This is a genomic window from Cryptosporangium japonicum (genome assembly GCF_039524755.1).
GTDB classification, from domain to species: domain Bacteria; phylum Actinomycetota; class Actinomycetes; order Mycobacteriales; family Cryptosporangiaceae; genus Cryptosporangium; species Cryptosporangium japonicum.
The window spans coordinates 288,198-305,011 of the sequence record NZ_BAAAGX010000028.1 but is presented as its reverse complement, the minus strand read 5'-3'; the positions used below and the strand labels follow the sequence as shown (position 1 = coordinate 305,011).

The 16,814-nt window shown below is 72.1% G+C and carries 18 protein-coding genes; 11 read left to right on the top strand and 7 right to left on the bottom strand.

Annotation, left to right across the window (positions count from 1 at the left end; all coding sequences use genetic code 11):
- Nucleotides 1–2 precede the first annotated feature (2 nt).
- The 4 genes from ABD437_RS32975 to ABD437_RS32960 are packed head-to-tail and all read right to left on the bottom strand — an operon-like array spanning nt 3 to nt 2,867.
- On the bottom strand, nt 3–482 hold the full coding sequence (locus ABD437_RS32975; protein ID WP_344652864.1) for a nitroreductase family deazaflavin-dependent oxidoreductase: 480 nt from the start codon (nt 480–482) through the stop codon (nt 3–5).
- Complete coding sequence (locus tag ABD437_RS32970) at nt 479–1,486, bottom strand: 2Fe-2S iron-sulfur cluster-binding protein (RefSeq protein WP_344652863.1); 1,008 nt, start codon at nt 1,484–1,486, stop codon at nt 479–481. The genes ABD437_RS32975 and ABD437_RS32970 overlap by 4 nt, the downstream gene beginning before the upstream one ends.
- The gene (locus ABD437_RS32965) at nt 1,483–1,725 is read right to left on the bottom strand and encodes a hypothetical protein (RefSeq protein WP_344652862.1); all 243 of its coding nucleotides are present in this window, start codon (nt 1,723–1,725) and stop codon (nt 1,483–1,485) included. Before ABD437_RS32965 ends, ABD437_RS32970 begins: the two co-directional genes overlap by 4 nt.
- Nucleotides 1,722–2,867 (bottom strand): 3-ketosteroid-9-alpha-monooxygenase, oxygenase component, encoded by a 1,146-nt coding sequence (locus tag ABD437_RS32960; RefSeq protein ID WP_344652861.1) that lies wholly within the window; start codon nt 2,865–2,867, stop codon nt 1,722–1,724. Before ABD437_RS32960 ends, ABD437_RS32965 begins: the two co-directional genes overlap by 4 nt.
- 153 nt (nt 2,868–3,020) lie before the next feature.
- On the opposite strand from ABD437_RS32960, the gene hsaA reads away from it, so the two are divergent.
- The 7 genes from hsaA (at nt 3,021) to ABD437_RS32925 (ending at nt 8,245) form a co-directional block, all read left to right on the top strand.
- Complete coding sequence (hsaA, locus tag ABD437_RS32955) at nt 3,021–4,196, top strand: 3-hydroxy-9,10-secoandrosta-1,3,5(10)-triene-9,17-dione monooxygenase oxygenase subunit (RefSeq protein WP_344652860.1); 1,176 nt, start codon at nt 3,021–3,023, stop codon at nt 4,194–4,196.
- Nucleotides 4,196–5,035, top strand: coding sequence for a 4,5:9,10-diseco-3-hydroxy-5,9,17-trioxoandrosta-1(10),2-diene-4-oate hydrolase (gene hsaD / locus ABD437_RS32950; RefSeq protein ID WP_344652859.1), 840 nt, complete (start codon nt 4,196–4,198; stop codon nt 5,033–5,035). Before hsaA ends, hsaD begins: the two co-directional genes overlap by 1 nt.
- Nucleotides 5,032–5,931: an iron-dependent extradiol dioxygenase HsaC gene (hsaC, locus tag ABD437_RS32945; protein ID WP_344652858.1), complete on the top strand. Its 900-nt coding sequence runs from the start codon at nt 5,032–5,034 to the stop codon at nt 5,929–5,931. The genes hsaD and hsaC overlap by 4 nt, the downstream gene beginning before the upstream one ends.
- The gene (gene hsaB, locus ABD437_RS32940; protein ID WP_344652857.1) at nt 5,903–6,442 is read left to right on the top strand and encodes a 3-hydroxy-9,10-secoandrosta-1,3,5(10)-triene-9,17-dione monooxygenase reductase subunit; all 540 of its coding nucleotides are present in this window, start codon (nt 5,903–5,905) and stop codon (nt 6,440–6,442) included. The genes hsaC and hsaB overlap by 29 nt, the downstream gene beginning before the upstream one ends.
- 59 nt (nt 6,443–6,501) lie before the next feature.
- Nucleotides 6,502–6,693 (top strand): hypothetical protein, encoded by a 192-nt coding sequence (locus ABD437_RS32935; RefSeq protein ID WP_344652856.1) that lies wholly within the window; start codon nt 6,502–6,504, stop codon nt 6,691–6,693.
- Between the two features lie 137 nt (nt 6,694–6,830).
- Nucleotides 6,831–7,355: a hypothetical protein gene (locus tag ABD437_RS32930; protein ID WP_344652855.1), complete on the top strand. Its 525-nt coding sequence runs from the start codon at nt 6,831–6,833 to the stop codon at nt 7,353–7,355.
- Complete coding sequence (locus ABD437_RS32925; protein ID WP_344652854.1) at nt 7,352–8,245, top strand: hypothetical protein; 894 nt, start codon at nt 7,352–7,354, stop codon at nt 8,243–8,245. The genes ABD437_RS32930 and ABD437_RS32925 overlap by 4 nt, the downstream gene beginning before the upstream one ends.
- Here the strand turns inward: ABD437_RS32925 and ABD437_RS32920 are convergent.
- Nucleotides 8,229–9,935 (bottom strand): AfsR/SARP family transcriptional regulator, encoded by a 1,707-nt coding sequence (locus ABD437_RS32920; protein WP_344652853.1) that lies wholly within the window; start codon nt 9,933–9,935, stop codon nt 8,229–8,231. The two genes, ABD437_RS32925 and ABD437_RS32920, sit on opposite strands and share 17 nt — an antisense overlap.
- Before the next feature lie 235 nt (nt 9,936–10,170).
- Here ABD437_RS32920 and ABD437_RS32915 point away from each other — a divergent pair, with 235 nt between their 5' ends.
- Nucleotides 10,171–10,902, top strand: coding sequence for an ATP-binding cassette domain-containing protein (locus ABD437_RS32915; RefSeq protein ID WP_344652852.1), 732 nt, complete (start codon nt 10,171–10,173; stop codon nt 10,900–10,902).
- The gene (locus ABD437_RS32910) at nt 10,899–11,600 is read left to right on the top strand and encodes a hypothetical protein (protein ID WP_344652851.1); all 702 of its coding nucleotides are present in this window, start codon (nt 10,899–10,901) and stop codon (nt 11,598–11,600) included. The genes ABD437_RS32915 and ABD437_RS32910 overlap by 4 nt, the downstream gene beginning before the upstream one ends.
- On the opposite strand, the gene ABD437_RS32905 is transcribed toward ABD437_RS32910, so the two are convergent.
- Nucleotides 11,587–12,717 carry a steroid 3-ketoacyl-CoA thiolase gene (locus ABD437_RS32905; protein ID WP_344652850.1) on the bottom strand — a complete coding sequence of 377 codons (1,131 nt, stop codon included), beginning with the start codon at nt 12,715–12,717 and terminating at the stop codon, nt 11,587–11,589. The genes ABD437_RS32910 and ABD437_RS32905 overlap by 14 nt on opposite strands.
- A 103-nt stretch (nt 12,718–12,820) precedes the next feature.
- Between ABD437_RS32905 and ABD437_RS32900 the strand changes: the two genes are divergently transcribed.
- Complete coding sequence (locus tag ABD437_RS32900) at nt 12,821–14,053, top strand: cytochrome P450 (RefSeq protein ID WP_344652849.1); 1,233 nt, start codon at nt 12,821–12,823, stop codon at nt 14,051–14,053.
- Nucleotides 14,054–14,141: 88 nt separating this feature from the next.
- The gene (locus ABD437_RS32895; RefSeq protein ID WP_344652848.1) at nt 14,142–15,194 is read left to right on the top strand and encodes an LLM class F420-dependent oxidoreductase; all 1,053 of its coding nucleotides are present in this window, start codon (nt 14,142–14,144) and stop codon (nt 15,192–15,194) included.
- Here ABD437_RS32895 and ABD437_RS32890 read toward each other — a convergent pair.
- The gene (locus ABD437_RS32890) at nt 15,156–16,688 is read right to left on the bottom strand and encodes a long-chain-fatty-acid--CoA ligase (RefSeq protein ID WP_344652847.1); all 1,533 of its coding nucleotides are present in this window, start codon (nt 16,686–16,688) and stop codon (nt 15,156–15,158) included. The genes ABD437_RS32895 and ABD437_RS32890 overlap by 39 nt on opposite strands.
- Nucleotides 16,689–16,814: the final 126 nt, after the last annotated feature.

The window sequence follows — 16,814 nt, the reverse complement described above, 5'->3', positions numbered from 1 at the left end:
CGCTAACGGGGTGACAGCACGATCACCGGGATCTCGCGGTCGGTCCAGGACTGGTAGGCCTCGAAGTCGGCGTACACCTCCACGGCGCGTTTCCACAGGCGGGCTCGCTCCTCGCCGGTGGCCACGCGCGCGTGGACGGGACGGCGTTCGGGGCCGACCTGCACCGACGTGTCGGGGGTGGCGCACAGGTTCCGGTACCACTGCGGATGTGCGGCGAGGCCACCCTGCGACGCCACGACGATCAGGTCGTCGCCGTCGACCAGGTAGAGCAGTGGCACCGTGAAGATCCGGCCCGACTTACGGCCGCGGTGGTCCAGCAGCAACGTCGCCACCGGTTTGCGGAAACCGGCACCGATGCGCCACTTCCCGCCGACCCGCCCGCTGGTGCGCCGGTACACCCACACCTGGGCACGCGACGCGTACCGGAAGATCGTCGGCAGCAGCGGCGAATCCAGCCCCTTGGGCCTGGGCGGGAGGCTCATGCGTCGTACGACACTTTGAACGGGCCGGCCTTCGGCGTCGACTGGCACGCCAGCACGTACCCGTCGGCCAGGTCGGTGGCGTCGAGCACCTCGTTGTTGGCCATCTCCACCTCGCCGTCGACGAGCAGGCACGTGCACGCGCCGCAGCGCCCCTCGCGGCACGACGACGGCGCGGCCAGGCCGTGCTCCACCAGGACGTCGAGCATCCGCCGCCCCTCCGGCCACGCCAGCGTGTGCCACGAACCGTCGATCTCCACCTCGAGCGGCTCGCCCTCGGCCGTCCGGGGGGCGAACGCCACGTCGGCGAACGGGTCCTCGGCCAGCGACTGGAACTTCTCGACGTGGATGCGCGCGACGTCCGCGTCGCGCAGCGCGGTGTCGGCGGCCAGCATGAACGGCGCCGGACCGCACAGGAACACCTCGGCGCCGGCGGCCCACGGGCGGAGCAACGGCGCCAGCGCGGCCGGTGTCGGCAGGCCGCTCACCGACTCCAGCCAGTGCAGCACGGTGAGCCGGTCGGGGTACTTCTCGGCCAGCGCGCGGAGCGTGGCGGCGAAGATCACCGACTTCTCGTCGCGGTTGGCGTAGAAGAGCGTCACGTGCCCGGTGCCGGACGTCAGCACCGTGCGCAGGATGCCGAGCACGGGTGTGCTGCCGCTGCCCGCCGCCACCAGCAGGAACGAACCGTCGAGCGAGCGCGGGTGGAACCTCCCGGCGGGCGGCAGCACCTCGAGCGTGTCGCCGGCGGCCACGTTGGCGTGCAGCCACACCGAGCCGTACCCGTCGGACGTGCGCTTGACGGTGATGGTCAGCGGATCACCGGGGGCGTTGCAGAGTGAGTAGCACCGGGCGACGGCCGGCTCGACCGGCACCCGCACGGTGAGGAACTGGCCGGGCTTGTGCGCGAAGACCTCGGTGAGCTCCGGCGGGACGTCGAGGACGAACGACCGGGCGTCGTCGGTCTCGGCCACGACCTCGGCCACCCGCACGTGGTACGAGGTCACGAACGCTCCGCGGCCCGGATCGACGCGCCGAGCCGCGCGCACGCCCGCACCGGGGCGCCGTCGGGCCCCCGGTCGAGCAACTCGGGGCAGGCGGCGTCGGGCGGCCACTGGATCGACGTCTGCTTCGCGCTCGCGTGACGAACCAGCACGGTGGTGGTGCACGCGCCGCACGCCACCGGGTGGTAGCCGCCGTGCAGCTGCTCCTCCCGGTGGTCGTCCCGGGAGAGGGCCCGCGTCACGAATCCGCCTCCGACGACGCCGCCCGGGCCAGGTTCTCGGCCACCTCGGCCTCCCACGTCTCCACCGCGCGGGCGGTGTCGACCTCGAACTCGTACCGGGCCACCATGTCGCCGGTGACCTCGGCCGCGTCCACGTAGAACTGCTCGTACCAGCGGCGCAGCTGGTAGACCGGCCCGTCCTCCTCGCAGAGCAGCGGGTTCTCGATCGGCGTCTTGTTGCGCCAGATCTCGACGTCCTGCAGGAAGCCGGTGCCGTAGCCCTTGGAGAGCTTGCGCGCGATCTTGTCCGACGTCACGTCGTCGACCCCGGGGATCTTCTTGACCATGACGCCCCACTGCAGCATGAACGACGTCGGCGAGACCGGGTAGTGGCAGTTGATGAGCACGGTTTCGAGCGTGAAACCGTTGGCCATCTCGTTCCACAGGTAGTCGATCATGTACGACGGGCCGTAGTACGACGCGTCGGAACGCAGCAGGTCACCCGGATCGCTGTTGGCTCCCAGCCCGGTGTCGGGCCGGGCCCGCGAGTGCAGGTACTGGCTCGCGACGTGGCCCTCGAACACGTTCTTGAAGTACACCGGGAACGCGTGATGAATGTAGAAGAAATGGGCCATGTCGACCATGTTGTCGATGATCTCCCGGCAGTGGGAGCCCTCGACGAGCACGCTGTCCCAGGTCCAGGAGCTGTACGTGTCGCGGTCGGCGATCGCCGGGATGTCGACGCCCGGTGGCGGGGGATTGCCCTCCGGGTCGTTGTAGACGAACAGCTGGTCGTTGCGCTCGAGCGTCAGCCACGAGCGGGTGCGTGCCCGCGGCGGCACCCGGCGCGCGTACGGGATCGCCGCGCAGCGCCCGTTGCCCGACCAGCGCCAGTCGTGGAACGGGCAGGCCACCTCGTCGCCCTTGACCGTGCCCTGGGTGAGATCGCCGCCCATGTGCCGGCAGTACCCGTCGAGCACGTGGATGGCGCCGGCCGTGTCGGCGAACACGACGAGCTTGGTGCCGAACGCCTGCACCGCGTGCGGTTTGCCGTCGCGGAACTGCTCGGCCAGCCCGATGCAGTGCCAACCGCGTGCGTAGCGCGCCTGCGGAGCGCCCGCATCGATCGCCCGCACCTCACCGTCGGAGCTCGTCAGCGTCATGCTGAACCTCCCGATCTTTCGGGCCCTGACATAGAACAGGTTATAGTTTTGATCCCGAGGAGCGCTACCCGGCTCTGACGTGCGGCTCCTCGACACGAAAAAGAACGTGTTCTAGGCTACCTTGACGCACCGATGGACGGAGAGAGCCCAGCGATGGAGACCGTCGACGAAAAAGTGCTGGACGCGGTACGCGACCTCCTCCCGGTGCTCTCCGAGCGCGCCGCGGAGACGGAGGCGGGGCGCCGCATTCCCGCCGCGTCGATCCAGGCGCTGCAGGAGACCGGCGTGCTCCGCCTGCTGCAGCCGCAGCGCTACGGCGGCCACGAGGCGCACCCGATCGTGTTCTACAAGGCCGTCCGGCTGATCGCCAGCGCGTGCGGCGCCACCGGCTGGGTCACGTCGGTGCTCGGCGTCCACCCGTGGCACGTCGGGCTGTTCGCGGAGGAGGCGCAGCGCGAGGTCTGGGCCGAGGATCTCGACACGCGCATCTCGTCGTCGTACGCACCGCAGGGGCGGGGCACCGCGGTCGACGGCGGCTTCCGGTTCACCGGCCGCTGGAGCTTCTCGTCCGGGTCCGACCACGCCAGCTGGGTGCTGGTCGGCGGCCTGGTGATCGGGGCCGACGGCCGCCCCACCGACTTCCGCACGTTCCTCGTGCCGCGCGCCGACTACACGGTGGTCGACGTCTGGGACACCGTCGGCCTGCGCGGCACCGGCTCCAACGACGTGGTCATCGAGGACGTGTTCGTGCCCGAGCACCGCACGCTCTCGTTCCAGAACACGGCGAAGTGCCGGTGCCCGGGCCAGGAGCTCAACGACGGCCCGCTGTTCCGCATGCCGTACGGCACGATCCACCCGTTCGCGATCACCGCGCCGCTGATCGGCATGGCCGACGGCGCGTACGAGGCCTACGCCGGGCACACGAAGGCGCGGGTCCGCGCGTCGTACCTGGGCGAGAAGGCCAAGGACGACCCGTTCGCGCAGGTACGCGTCGCGCGCGCGGCGGCCGAGATCGACGCCGCCTGGCTGCAGCTCGAGCGCGACATCAACGAGGAGTACGCGCTCGCGGTGGAGAACACCCGCATCCCGATCGAGATGCGGTTACGCGCCCGCCGCGACCAGGTGCTCGGCAGCGCGCGGGCGATCGACGCCACCGACAGCCTCTACGAGAGCGCCGGCGGGAAGGCGATCAACGCGCCGTCGGTGATCTCCCGGTTCTGGCGCGACGCCCACGCGGCCCGGGTGCACGCGGCGAACGACGTCGAACGGGCCCTGGTGATGTACGGGCGGGTCGAGCTGGGGCTCCCGGTCACCGACGGGATGTTCTGATGAGCGGCACCACGCTCACCGTGGCGTCCGGTCTGGACGTGCACTACCACGACGTCGGGAACGAGTCGGCCGAGCGGCCGCCGCTGGTGCTCCTGCACGGCGGCGGGCCGGGCGCGAACGCGTGGAGCAACTTCGGGCGCAACGTCGAGGTGTTCAGCAAGTCGGCGCGGGTGCTCGCGGTCGACATGCCCGGCTTCGGACGCTCGGGCAAGCGCACCGAGCATCCCCAGTACTTCACGTACGCGGCGGGCGTGCTCGCGGAGCTGCTCGACGAGCTGAACATCCCGACGGTCGACCTGGTCGGCAACTCGCTGGGCGGCGGAGTGGCGACCCGCTTCGCGCTCACCCATCCCGACCGGGCCCGGCGGCTCGTGCTGATGGCCCCGGGTGGGCTGGGCCTGAACGTGTTCGCCGCCGACCCCACCGAGGGGGTGCAGCGGCTGGGCCGCTTCGGCGCCCCGCCGGGCCCCACCCCCGAGAAGCTCAAAGCGTTCCTGCGCACGCTGGTGTACGACCAGTCGATGATCACCGACGAGCTGGTCGCGGAGCGCTTCGCCGCCGCGAGCGATCCCGAGTCGCTGCAGGCGATGGTCGCGATGGGCATGTCGTTCTTCCAGCACCCCGAGGAAGGCCAGCTCTGGCGGGAGGCGCACCGGCTGCGCCGTCCCACGCTGCTGATCTGGGGCCGGGAAGACCGCGTGAACCCGCTCGACGGCGCCCTGGTCGCGCTCAAGCAGCTGCCCGACGTCCAGCTGCACGTGTTCAGCCGGTGCGGGCACTGGGCGCAGCTCGAGAAGTTCGACGAGTTCAACCGACTGACGGAGGAGTTTCTCCGATGATCAAGTCGCTGGGATATCTCCGCATCGAGTGCACCGACCTCGACGCCTGGCGCACGTACGGGCTGAAGGTCCTCGGCATGGTCGAGGGGCGCGATGCACCCCCGGGAGAACTCCATCTCCGCATGGACGACTTCCCCGCCCGGCTCGTGATCGTCGCCGGTGAGGCCGACCGGCTGTCCGCGACCGGCTGGGAAACCGCGAACGAGGAGGGCTTGCGGGACATCGCCGATCGCCTCGACGCGGCCGGCGTTCCCTGGAAGGACGGCACGCCCGAGCAGAAAGCGTCCCGCAAAGTCACCGGGCTGATCCTGTTCGAGGACCCCTCCGGCAACACGCAGGAGGTGTTCAGCGGCGTCGCCCTGCAGCACCGCCGGGTGGTGAGCCCGTACGGGCACCGGTTCGTCACCGGGGAGCAGGGGCTCGGGCACGTCGTGCTCTCCACCCGCGACGACGAGGAGGCGCTGCGCTTCTACCGGGACGTGCTCGGGTTCAAGCTGCGTGACTCGATGCGGTTGCCCGCGATGGCGGTCGGCCGCCCGGCGGACGGGCCGCCGGCGTGGCTGCGCTTCTTCGGCTGCAACCCGCGCCACCACAGCCTCGCGTTCCTGCCGATGCCGACCCCGTCGGGCATCGTCCACCTGATGGTGGAGGTGGAGGACACCGACGACGTCGGGCTCGCGCTCGACCGGGCGCGTCGTTACGAAGTGCCGATGTCGGCGACGCTCGGCCGCCACGTCAACGACCTGATGCTCTCGTTCTACATGAAGACGCCCGGCGGTTTCGACGTCGAGTTCGGCACCGGCGGACGGCAGGTCGAGGACGACGACTGGATCGCGCGGGAGAGCACCGCGGTGAGCCTCTGGGGGCATGACTTCAGTGTCGGCCACAACGGTTGATCCACGCACGTTCCGGTCCGTGCTCGGGCAGTTCTGTACCGGCGTCACGGTGGTGACCGCGACCCTCGACGGCGAGCCGGTCGGTTTCGCGTGCCAGTCGTTCTCCGCGTTGTCACTCGATCCGCCGCTGGTGGTGTTCTGCCCGAGCGCGACGTCACGCAGCTGGCCGGTCATCGCGCGCGCCGGCACGTTCTGCGTCAACGTGCTCGGCGCCGACCAGGCCGACGTCAGCGCGGTCTTCGGGGCCCGGCGCACGGACAAGTTCGACGTGGTCGAGTGGAGCGCGGCGCCGTCCGGGTCGCCGGTGCTGCACGGCGCACTGGCCTGGATCGACTGCCGGGTCGAGGCGGTGCACCCGGGCGGTGACCACCGGATCGTCGTCGGCCGGGTCGACGCGTTGGAGGCGCCCGGCGCCGGGCACGCACCGCTGCTGTTCCACCGGGGCCGCTACACCGCGACGTCCGACCCGGAGCCGTGGTTCGCCTGGCCGGAACCCGACGACTGGATCTGAACGTGTGATCACCGGCCCACCGGGAATCCATTGTCTGCTCCTAGTTTCGGGAGGAAACAATGGACCATCACGAACTGCGTATCGAGGCACGAACGCCTGAGGAAGTGCTCTACGTCTGTTCGCAGCCCGAATGTGGACGGCGAGTCGTTGCCGGTCCGAACGGGCTCACCGTGATCGACCAGGGTGATTTCTTCGCGACGCACTCGGGCGGATCGCCGGAATTGCGCGTGAACCTCTCGGTGCTCCGCTGAGGACGCCCTGAGCTCGCGCTTAGCCGAAGCTGAAGCCGGGTTCGGGGCGCGGAACGGGAGGGTCGCTAAGCGCGGTCCCTAGCGTTTCTCCGGAGGCCGCCGAGCCACGGCGACCCGGAAGTCCGGAGGTTTTTCCGATGGCGTTGCAGTTCGATCCCTACGTGGGTCCGCGTAATCCGGGTGACCCCAGTTCCATCGAGGGGGCCATCACGTCGTTGGTCGTCATCGATCCGCAGCCGTTCAACGGCGGGAGCGGTAACCACGTCGTGGACCCGGCGAAGCCGTTCAAGCTCCGGGTCGAATGGGAAGTCGCCGGCCAGCTCGCCCCGCTCTTCCTCGACCGCGGTGCGCCCACCTGGCTCGTACGGACCTACGCGGAGTCGATCGGCCCCGGCCAGGAGATCGAGCTCGCGCGGGACACCACCGTCGCGCGGCGCGGTGCGGCGGCGGCGAACCCGGATCCGTTGCGGCCGAACCGGGAGCTGTTCGCGGTCGAGCTGACCGTCCCGGCGAACGCGCTGAGCGAGGACGGCCCGAACAGCAGCGGCCTCTACAAGCTGGTCGCGACCGTGTTCCTGGACAGCCAGTCGGTCGGGTCGCCCGGTTACGACCTGACCGGCTACTTCGAAGGGCCGATCATCCAGGTCGAATCGCAGTCGTGACCGAGCGCCGGGCCGCCGCCGGTCCGGCCGCCGGTGCGAGCTTCCGCGACCTGGAAGGCATCGGGGCGGGTGCGGAGTCGCGTCTGCACCGCGCCGGTGTCCTCACCTGGGCGGCGCTCACCGAGGTCGTGGGCGCGCTGCGGAGCACCCGGCAGCGGACCGGCGACCGGTTGCAGGAGCTGTACGAGCAACTCGCGCAACACGGTGCCGGCGATCCCGGGCCGGCGCTGGACCAGCGGCACGAGGCGTTCGTGCTGCGGCTCTCGCTGACCGAGGACGGCCGGCCGACGCACGGCACGATCACCCACGTGCGCAGCGGACGCGAACTGGCCGTGGCCGGCTGGGGAGCGGACGCGATCGCGCGGTTCGTCGAAGCGGAGGCCGGCGTGGATCCCACGCCGGCCCCCACCGCACTCCCGGCCGCCGCACCCGCGCCCGGACCCGGACCCGCGCCCGGACCCGGACCCGCGCCCGGACCCGGACCCGCGCCCGGAACCGCGGCGGCGGCCGCGCCCGGACCCGCACCCGTCGGGAGTGCGTGGCCGGTGCCGCCTCCGTTGGCGGCGTGCCGGGGGAGCGGGTCGCAGGGATGGGCGGCCGTGTTCGAGGCCGGGACCGTCGTCGGTGGTCCGGGCACCGTCGAGCACACCCTCCGGCCGCTCGACCCCGGCCGGGCGTCCTCGTTCCGCTACTACGCCGACCTGCTCGACCGGCCGTACGGCGAGCCGGGCGGCTGGACGGTCCGCGCCGGGCTGAGCGGCGCCCACGAACTCCCCGCGCCGCTGACGCTCCGGTTCGCCGACGTCCCGCTGCCCCCGGGCGTCCGACGGGTGCGTGTTCGACTCGTCGGGCTCGACGGCGCCCTTCCGCGGCTCATCGCGGCCGGATAGACCGGTAGAGCGCCGTGGTCTCCGGCGCCGGCTCGACCGAGAGCGTCGCGGCGAGCAGGCGCCGGCACAGCTCGTACTGACGCCGGGCCTGGTGGGGTCGTCCCTGGCGGGCGTAACAGCGCATCAGCAGGCGGTGGGCGTCCTCCCGGCAGGGGTCCACCTCCAGCACCCGGTGCGCGGTCACCACGCAGTCGTCGATCCGGCCGGTCCGCAGCGCGATGCGGCCGGCGGCGTCGAGCGCGTCGAGGTACCGCAGGCGCAGGCTCTCGCGGGGAAGCAGCGTCCACGACTCGTACGGCACGTCGGCGGCGAAGTCCCCCCGGTACAGATCGATGGCCTGGTGGTAGGCGCTCAGCGCGACGTCGGGCCGGCCGGCGGAGCGCGCGGCGCCCAGCGCCTCCTCGAACTCCTCGACGTCGGTACGCACGCGCACCGCCGGGGCGATCCGGTACTCACCCGACGCGTACTCGATGACGTGGTCGTTCGTCGCCGAGCGCAGCGCGGAGCGCAGACCGCTGACCGCCACCTGGAGCCGGTTGCGTGCCGCCCGCCCGTCGACGTCGGGCCAGAACTCCTCGAGCAGCTGGTCGCGCGGGCAGCGTCGATCCGGGCGGGTCAGCAGGAACCGCAGCACGCTGCGCCCGCGCCGCCCGGGGAAATCGACCACGACACCGTCCACCCGCACCTCGAACCCCCCGAACAACCGGACCTCGACGACACCCCGCCCCGTCCACCGAGACCCCTGATCCTCCGACGACCGAGACCCCTGATCGCCCGTCGATCGAGACCGCCGATCGTCCGGCGGACGGAGCCGCCGATCGTCCGGCGACCCCGGCCCGGCCGCCGCCGGCCGCGCCACGACCGGAGAAGGCCCCCGCCGGGCCAGCGCGCGCCGCAGCGGCGCCAGCCAGATCGGACGGACCCAGCTCCACGACTCCTCCAGCGGGACGAGCCACGGCCGCAGGTCGGCGGCCCGGACGACGCCGGTGTCGAGCTGCGGGTGCCAGTAACCGGTCGTCGCGCACGTCTCGAGCGCCGAGCGCTGCGCCGGGGTGCAGAGGTCGAGGAGCGCGGCGGTGACCCGCTCGAGCGTCCGGGTGCGTCCCGCGAGCGCGCCGAGCAGGACGTCGTGCGGCCAGACCGCGGCGGCGTCGAGCAGGTCGGTGGCCACGGCCGGCCGCCGCTCGGCCAGGCGGGTCAGCCGTCTCGCGGCCACCGGGGCGGAGGCGAGGAGGCCGACCCGGGCGGCCAGCCCGTCGACGCCCCCGAGCGCGGCCGGCGCCACCAGGGCGTCCGGAGCGAACCGGACCACCGGGAGACGCAGGCCTTCGGCCACCACGACGAGGCGGACGCCCCGGTCCGACGCGAGCGGGCGCAGGCCGGTCATCAACCGGCCGATCGCGGTGGTGAGGTCGGTGACCTCGACGACCACGACGGCTCCCTCCGGCGAGCCGAGCAGCGCCCGTTCCAACCGGCGACGCGGGTCGTCGGTGGGGTGCGTGTCGGCGCGCCACCGTTTCGCGCACGCCTCGGCGAGCGCCGCGTCGAGGGACCGGAGGTTCCGCTGGGGCCGCCGTAGCCAGACGCACCCGTTCCAGCGGTTGCGCGACGCTATCGCCGCCGCGAGCCGTTCGGCCAGGTAAGAGCCCACCGGGCCGGAGATGACCGTATAGCCCGAGGCGTCGAGCATCCCCGCGTGAGGTGGTGCTCCGGGCGGACCCGCCGGCAGCGGCCGCATCAGCTGAGGAAGGAGCATCGGTGCCCCCGACCGACGCTGAGATCAGCACTGGAGGTTTCCAGCCACGAACAGGCATACCAGGAGTCGGCGCCCGGAGTCAGCAGGGTTTTCCCTCGGGACTGTGGACAGTGGTCCGGCTGGGCCCGTGCGCCCCACGGCTAGCTTCGTTTGCGTACCATCGCTCACCGTGACCGGTCTGGCGCTGCAGAACGTCTCCGTCCGGTTCGGGCGCCGCGACCCCTGGGTGCTCACCGGCGTCAACGGTGTGCTGCCGCGCGGCACGGTGACGGCGGTGACCGGCCGCAACGGCGCCGGGAAGACGACGTTGCTGCGGGTGCTGGCCGGGGTGCTGGCGCCGAGCCGCGGCGAGGTGGTGGGGCGCCCGGCGATCGTGGGGTGGGTGCCGGAGCGGTTCCCGGCCGAGCAGTCCTGGACGACCAGGCAGTACCTGACCAACGTCGGCCGGGTCCGCGGCCGGACGCTCGGCGCTGCGGTGATCGACGCGTGGGCCGAGCGCCTGCACCTCACGCCGTTCCTCGACACCCGCCTGACCGAACTGTCCAAGGGCACCGCCCAGAAGGTCGGGCTGGTGCAGGCGCTCGTGGTCCGCCCCGACCTGCTCGTGCTGGACGAGCCGTGGGAGGGGCTGGACGCGGCGACCAGGACCGAGCTGCCCGTGCTGGTGCGTGAGGTCACCGCGGCCGGGGGCGTGGTCGTGGTCTCCGATCACCGGGGTGAGCTGGCCGGGCTGCGCCCGGATGCCGAGTGGTGTCTGGCCGACGGCCGCCTGACGGCGCGGGCCACGTCCCGGGAAGCGCAGGTGATCGAAGTGGTGGTCGACGCGGAGGAGGTCGCCGCGGTGGTGGCGTGGCTGCGTGCCGGCGGGCACGTGGTGCGATCGGTGGAGGCCGCCCGGTGAGCGTCGGGACCGCGTCGCGGGTCGGCGCGCTCGCCGGCAACCGGGTGTCCGGCTACGCGCGCACCCGCCGTGCGCTCGCACCGCTGATCGCCACCGTGGCGCTGCTCGCGATCCTGCACGCCGGTGGCGCCGCGCCCGGCGTCGAGGCGTACGGCACGTCCGCGCTGGTGCTGCTGCCGGTGCTGGCCTGGCAGGCCAAACTCGTGCTGGACGCCGAGCCGGACACACAGCGGCTGCTCTCCAGCGTGCTGGTCGGCGGGCCGGCGCGGGAGGTGTTCGCCGGGTTGCTGGCGGCGTTGCTGCCCGCGGCGCTGACGATCGCCGTCGCGCTCGTGCTGCCCTGGGTGATCGGGGCGATCCAGACCGGGCACGCCGTCACCGGCCTGCTGTTCGGGCTGTGGATCCACCTGCTGAGCGCGCTGACCGGGCTGGCGATCGGGGCGTGGGCGTCCCGGGCGACCAGCCCCGACCTCGGCCGCGCGACGATCGTGCTGGTGGCCGGCGTCGTCCTGGTGCTGGGCCTGGGGTCGGGGTCGGTCGATCCGCTCGGGTGGCTGGTGCCGCGCCTGACCGCGTCCGTTCGCGCGGCCAACGACCACGCCGTGGCCGACGTCGTGCTGCTGAGCGTGCACGCGCTGGTGTGGATCGGGCTGGTGCTGGCCGGTTACGTGCGGACGAGGCTGACTACACGCGCGTGAGGATCGTCGCGGTGGCCAGCGCGCCGCCGGCGCACATCGTCACCAGTGCGGTCTCGGCGTCGCGGCGTTCGAGCTCGTGCAGCGCGGTGGTGAGCAGCCGCGCGCCGGTGGACCCGACCGGGTGCCCGAGCGCGATCGCGCCGCCGTTGACGTTGACGCGGTCGGCCGCCGGTTCGTGCACCGACATCCAGGACAGCGGGATCGACGCGAACGCCTCGTTGACCTCGAACACGTCGATGTCGCCGATCTTCATCCCGGCGGTGGCCAGCACCTTCGCGGTGGCCTGCACCGGCCCGTCGAGGTGGTAGTACGTCTCGGCGCCGACCAGCGCCTGCGCGACGATGCGGGCGCGCGGCGCCAACCCGCGCTCGGCCGCGGCCGCGGCGTCCATCAGCAGCAGCGCGGCCGCGCCGTCGGAGATCTGCGACGACGTACCGGCCGTATGCACCCCACCGTCGAGCACCGGCTTCAGCGCGCCCAGCCCTTCGAGCGTGGTGTCGCGCAGCCCCTCGTCGCGCCGGACGACGGTGCCGTCGGGCAGCTCCACCGGCACGATCTCGCGCTCGAACCGCCCCTCGGCCCAGGCCGCGGCGGCCAGCGCCTGCGACCGGACGCCGAACGCGTCGGTGTCGGCGCGGGTGAGGCCCCGGCGCACCGCGATGCGCTCGGCGGCGTCGTACTGGTTGGGCAGGTCGATGGTCCAGCTGTCGGGCTTCGGCTTCTTCTCCGCCGAGATGTTGCTGCCCAGCGGCTGGCGCGACATCGCCTCCACGCCGCACCCGATGCCCGCGGTGATCGCGTCGGCCGCGATCAGCGCCGCGACCAGGTGCGTGGCCTGCTGGGCCGAGCCGCACTGCGCGTCGATCGTCGTCGCGCCGGTGCTCTCCGGCAGGCCCGCGTGCAGCCAGGCCACCCGGGTGACGTTCCCCGCCTGCTCACCGGCCTGGGTGACGCACCCGCCGATGACCTGCTCGACCTCGGCGGCGGGGAGACCGGCGCGCTCGACGGCCGCGCGCTGGGCGACGCCGAGCAGCTCGGCCGGGAACAGGCCGGAGAGCTGGCCGCGGCGACGCCCGATCGGCGTCCGCACGGCCGACACGATGACCGGGGTTCCCATACGTGCTCCTTCGCTCGGGGGCGCCCCAATACTAGAACAGGTTCCAGTTGATCATGTAGCGTCTGGTTACTCGCACGGATACCTCACAGCGGAGGTCGTCGTCATGACCGCTCCCGACATTCCCGCCGGCATCGACTTCACCGATCCCGACCTGTACATGCAGGAGGGCGTGCCGCTGGAGAAGTTCGCCGAGCTACGCCGCACCGCCCCGGTCTGGTGGAACGCGCAACCGCACGGCATCGCCGGCTTCGAGGACGACGGGTACTGGGTGGTCACCCGCCACGCCGACATCGTCGACATCTCCCGGAACCCGTCGGTGTTCTCGAGCACCACCAACACCGCGATCGTCCGGTTCGGGCCCGACATGACGCGCGAGGCCATCGACATGCAGTCGCTGATCCTGCTGAACATGGACCCACCGAAACACACCGCGCAGCGCTCGATCGTGTCCAGGATGTTCACGCCCCGGGCGGTGAACAGCCTGCGTGAGGAGCTCGCCACCCGGGCCCGCACGATCGTCGACGAGGCCGCCGCGAAGGGCGAGGGCGACTTCGTCAACGACGTCGCGGTCGAGTTGCCGCTGCAGGCGATCGCCGGTCTGCTCGGCGTCTCCCAGGAGGACCGGCACAAGGTCTTCGAGTGGTCGAACCAGATGATCGGCTCCGACGACGACGAGCTGGCCACCGAGGCGTCGAACATGGCGTCGGCGAACATGCTCGGGTACGCGATGGGGATGGCCGAGGAGCGCCGGAAGTGCCCCGCCAACGACCTCGTCACGACGCTGATCAACGCGCAGGAGGGCGAGAGCGGCCTCTCCGACGACGAGTTCGGGTTCTTCGTCCTCATCCTGGCCGTGGCCGGCAACGAGACCACGCGCAACGCGATCACCCACGGGATGAACGCGTTCCTCGACCACCCCGATCAGTGGGAGCTCTACAAGAAGGAACGGCCGCGCACCGCGCCCGACGAGATCGTGCGGTGGGCCACGCCGATCATCGCGTTCCAGCGCACCGCGACGCGCGACACCGAGCTCGGCGGCCAGCAGATCAAGGCCGGCCAGCGCGTCGCGATGTTCTACAGCTCGGCCAACAACGACACCGAGGTCTTCGACCACCCGGAGAAGTTCGACATCATGCGCAGCCCCAACCCGCACCTCGGGTTCGGCGGCAGCGGCACCCACTACTGCATCGGCGCGAACCTCGCCCGCCTGGAGATCGACCTCATCTTCAACGCGATCGCCGACCACATGCCCGACATCCAGAAGATCGCCGAACCGGCCCGCCTGCGCTCCGGCTGGATCAACGGAATCAAACACCTCCCCGTGAAGTACGCCTAGTGGGCGGCCCGGCCAGCGCCGCCCTGGGCGGGCTCCAGGTTTCAGACACTCGCGCCTGGCGGCGCTCGACAAGCTCGCGGAGGCCTTGATGCGGCTCGGACTGCAGCTCGGGTATTGGGGGGCGGCGCCGCCCGAAGGCGCGCCCGCGCTCGTCGCCGCGGCCGAGGAAGCCGGGTTCGACGCGGTCTACACCGCCGAAGCGTGGGGGTCGGACGCGTTCACGCCGCTGGCCTGGTGGGGTGCGTCGACGCGGCGGATCGGGCTGGGCACCGCGGTCGTGCAGATCTCGGCACGCACCCCGGCCGCGTGTGCCATGCACGCGCTCACGCTCGACCACCTCTCCGGCGGCCGGTTCTCGCTCGGGCTGGGCGTCTCCGGGCCCCAGGTCGTCGAGGGCTGGTACGGGCAGCCGTTCGCCAAGCCGCTGGCCCGCACGCGCGAGTACGTCCGCGTCGTCCGGGACGTGCTCGCCCGGCAGGCCCCGGTCACCAACGACGGGCCGCACTACCCGCTGCCGTACTCCGGCGAGGGCGCGCTCGGGCTCGGCAAGCCGCTCAAGCCGATCACCCACCCGCTCCGCGCCGACCTGCCGATCCTGCTCGGCTCCGAAGGCCCGAAGAACGTCGCGCTCACCGGCGAGATCGCCGACGGCTGGATCGCGGTGTTCTACTCCCCGCGCCTGGGCGGCACGTACGAGGAGTGGCTCGGCGAAGGGCTGGCCCGGCCCGGCGCGCGGCGCACCCGCGACGAGTTCGAGGTGGTCACGAACTGCCAGATCATCGTCACCGACGACCGGCGTCCCGGCCTCGACGCGCAGAAGCCCGCGTTGGCGCACTACATCGGCGGGATGGGCGCGCCCGGCATGAACTTCCACGCCGACCTGTTCGTGCGCGCCGGCTTCAAGGAGGCCGTGGACGACATCACGTCGTTGTTCGCGGCCGGCCGCCGGGCCGAGGCGGTCGCCGCGGTGCCCGACGAGATGGTCGACGAGATCTCGATCGTCGGCGACGCCGACCACGTGCGCCGGGAGATCGCCCGCCGCGAGGCGGCGGGCGTCACGATGCTCCTCACCGGCTGCCGCACAGCGGCCGAGATCCACGCGTTAGGCGCTGTCGTAGGTACGGCGGAGCTCTCGCTTTAGCACCTTCCCGGTGGGCCCGAGGGGGAGCGCCTCCACGTAGTCGACGACCTTGGGGAGCTTGTAGCCGGCCAGCCGGGTGCGGGCGAACGCGATCAGGCCGTCGGCGTCGGGCACGCTGCCCGGCCGGGCCACCACGACGGCCACCACGGCCTCGCCCCAGGTCGGGTCGGGCCGCCCGACCACGGCCACCCCGGCGACGTCGGGGTGGTCGGCGAGGACGGCCTCGACCTCGGCCGGGAACACGTTCTCGCCCCCGGTGATGATCATGTCCTTGAGCCGGTCGGAGATCGTCAGGTAGCCCTCGGCGTCGAGGCTGCCGATGTCGCCGGTGTGCAGCCACCCGTCCGCGTCCAGCAGCGCCGCGGTGGTCTCCGGCTGGTTGTGGTAGCCGGGGGTGTTCACCACGCTCCTGACCAGGATCTCGCCCGGTGCGCCCGCGGGCACCTCGGTGCCGTCCACCGGGTCGACGATACGCAGCTCCACCCACGGGTACGGCTTGCCCGCCGCGCGCAGCAGGTGCTCGCGCGGCCCGCCCGGATCGTGGTCGTCCGCGTCGAGCTGCACGATCGCGCCCTGGGTCTCGGTCAGGCCGTAGAGCTGGAAGAGCGGGCGGCCGAACGTCGCCAGGGCCCGGCGCAGCAACGCCGGGGTGATCGGGGAGGCGCCGTAGGCGATCGAGCGCAGCGCCGAGTAGTCGCGCTCGGCCGCGCCGGGCAGGGCGACGAGCATGCCGATCACCGACGGCACCAGGAACGTGTTCGTCACGCGCTGCTCGACGATCAGGTCGAGCAGGTCCTGGGGCACGAGGTCGCGGATGATCACGCCGTGCGCGCCGAACAGCAGGCCCACCAGCGCGAAACCGAGCCCACCGATGTGGAACATCGGCATCGCGACGAGCGTCACCGAGTCGCCGTCGATGCCCCACGAGCGCGCCGCGCCCTCCTCCCCGACGCTCAGCGTGCGGTTGGTCGTGAGGACGCCTTTGGGGCGCCCGGTGGTGCCCGAGGTGTAGAGCTGGAAGACGACGGTGTCCAAGTCGCCGCGGAAGCCGGTGTCGTCGGCCGGGGCGGCGCCCAGCCACTGCTCGTAGTCGGCGCCGAGCTGCACGGTCTTCACGACCGAGCCGACGGCCACCGCGACCCGCTCGGCGGTCTCCGCGAACTCGGGCGCGGCGAACAGCACCACCGCGCCGGCGTCCTCCACCACCGGGGCCAGCTCGGACGCGGTCAGCCGCCAGTTGAGCGGGATCAGCACCGCGCCGAGTTTCCAGGCCGCCACCAGCACCTCGACCGTCTCGATCGAGTTCTTGTCGAGCACCGCGACCCGATCACCCTCCCCGACCCCGTCGGCACGCAGCGCGTTCGCGATGCGGGCGGCGCGTTCGTCCAGTTCGGAGTAGGTGAGCGTGCGGTCGCCCCAGGTCAGGGCCGGGTGGTCGCCGCGCTGCGCGGCATGTCGTCGAGTGAGATCAGCTACCCGGAAATCAGCGTCCATGCCGGCCACCTCGCTGTCGCCGCAGTCGGAGTGCCCTCACGGTAAGCGCGGTCTCCGGGGACGATCAACCGTCCGCGCCGGTCAAGTTAACGGTGATTCGACGCCTGGACGTTCGGTCGTCGGGCG

Coding starts and splice junctions, on each gene's coding strand:
- ABD437_RS32930 (WP_344652855.1), top strand. CDS start 6,831: ATGGCGTTGCAGTTCGATCCCTACGTGGGTCCGCGTAATCCGGGTGAC.
- hsaB (WP_344652857.1), top strand. CDS start 5,903: ATGACTTCAGTGTCGGCCACAACGGTTGATCCACGCACGTTCCGGTCC.
- ABD437_RS32920 (WP_344652853.1), bottom strand. CDS start 9,935: ATGCTCGACGCCTCGGGCTATACGGTCATCTCCGGCCCGGTGGGCTCT.
- ABD437_RS32905 (WP_344652850.1), bottom strand. CDS start 12,717: ATGGGAACCCCGGTCATCGTGTCGGCCGTGCGGACGCCGATCGGGCGT.
- ABD437_RS32895 (WP_344652848.1), top strand. CDS start 14,142: ATGCGGCTCGGACTGCAGCTCGGGTATTGGGGGGCGGCGCCGCCCGAA.
- hsaD (WP_344652859.1), top strand. CDS start 4,196: ATGAGCGGCACCACGCTCACCGTGGCGTCCGGTCTGGACGTGCACTAC.
- ABD437_RS32890 (WP_344652847.1), bottom strand. CDS start 16,688: ATGGACGCTGATTTCCGGGTAGCTGATCTCACTCGACGACATGCCGCG.
- hsaC (WP_344652858.1), top strand. CDS start 5,032: ATGATCAAGTCGCTGGGATATCTCCGCATCGAGTGCACCGACCTCGAC.
- ABD437_RS32960 (WP_344652861.1), bottom strand. CDS start 2,867: ATGACGCTGACGAGCTCCGACGGTGAGGTGCGGGCGATCGATGCGGGC.
- hsaA (WP_344652860.1), top strand. CDS start 3,021: ATGGAGACCGTCGACGAAAAAGTGCTGGACGCGGTACGCGACCTCCTC.
- ABD437_RS32900 (WP_344652849.1), top strand. CDS start 12,821: ATGACCGCTCCCGACATTCCCGCCGGCATCGACTTCACCGATCCCGAC.
- ABD437_RS32935 (WP_344652856.1), top strand. CDS start 6,502: ATGGACCATCACGAACTGCGTATCGAGGCACGAACGCCTGAGGAAGTG.
- ABD437_RS32975 (WP_344652864.1), bottom strand. CDS start 482: ATGAGCCTCCCGCCCAGGCCCAAGGGGCTGGATTCGCCGCTGCTGCCG.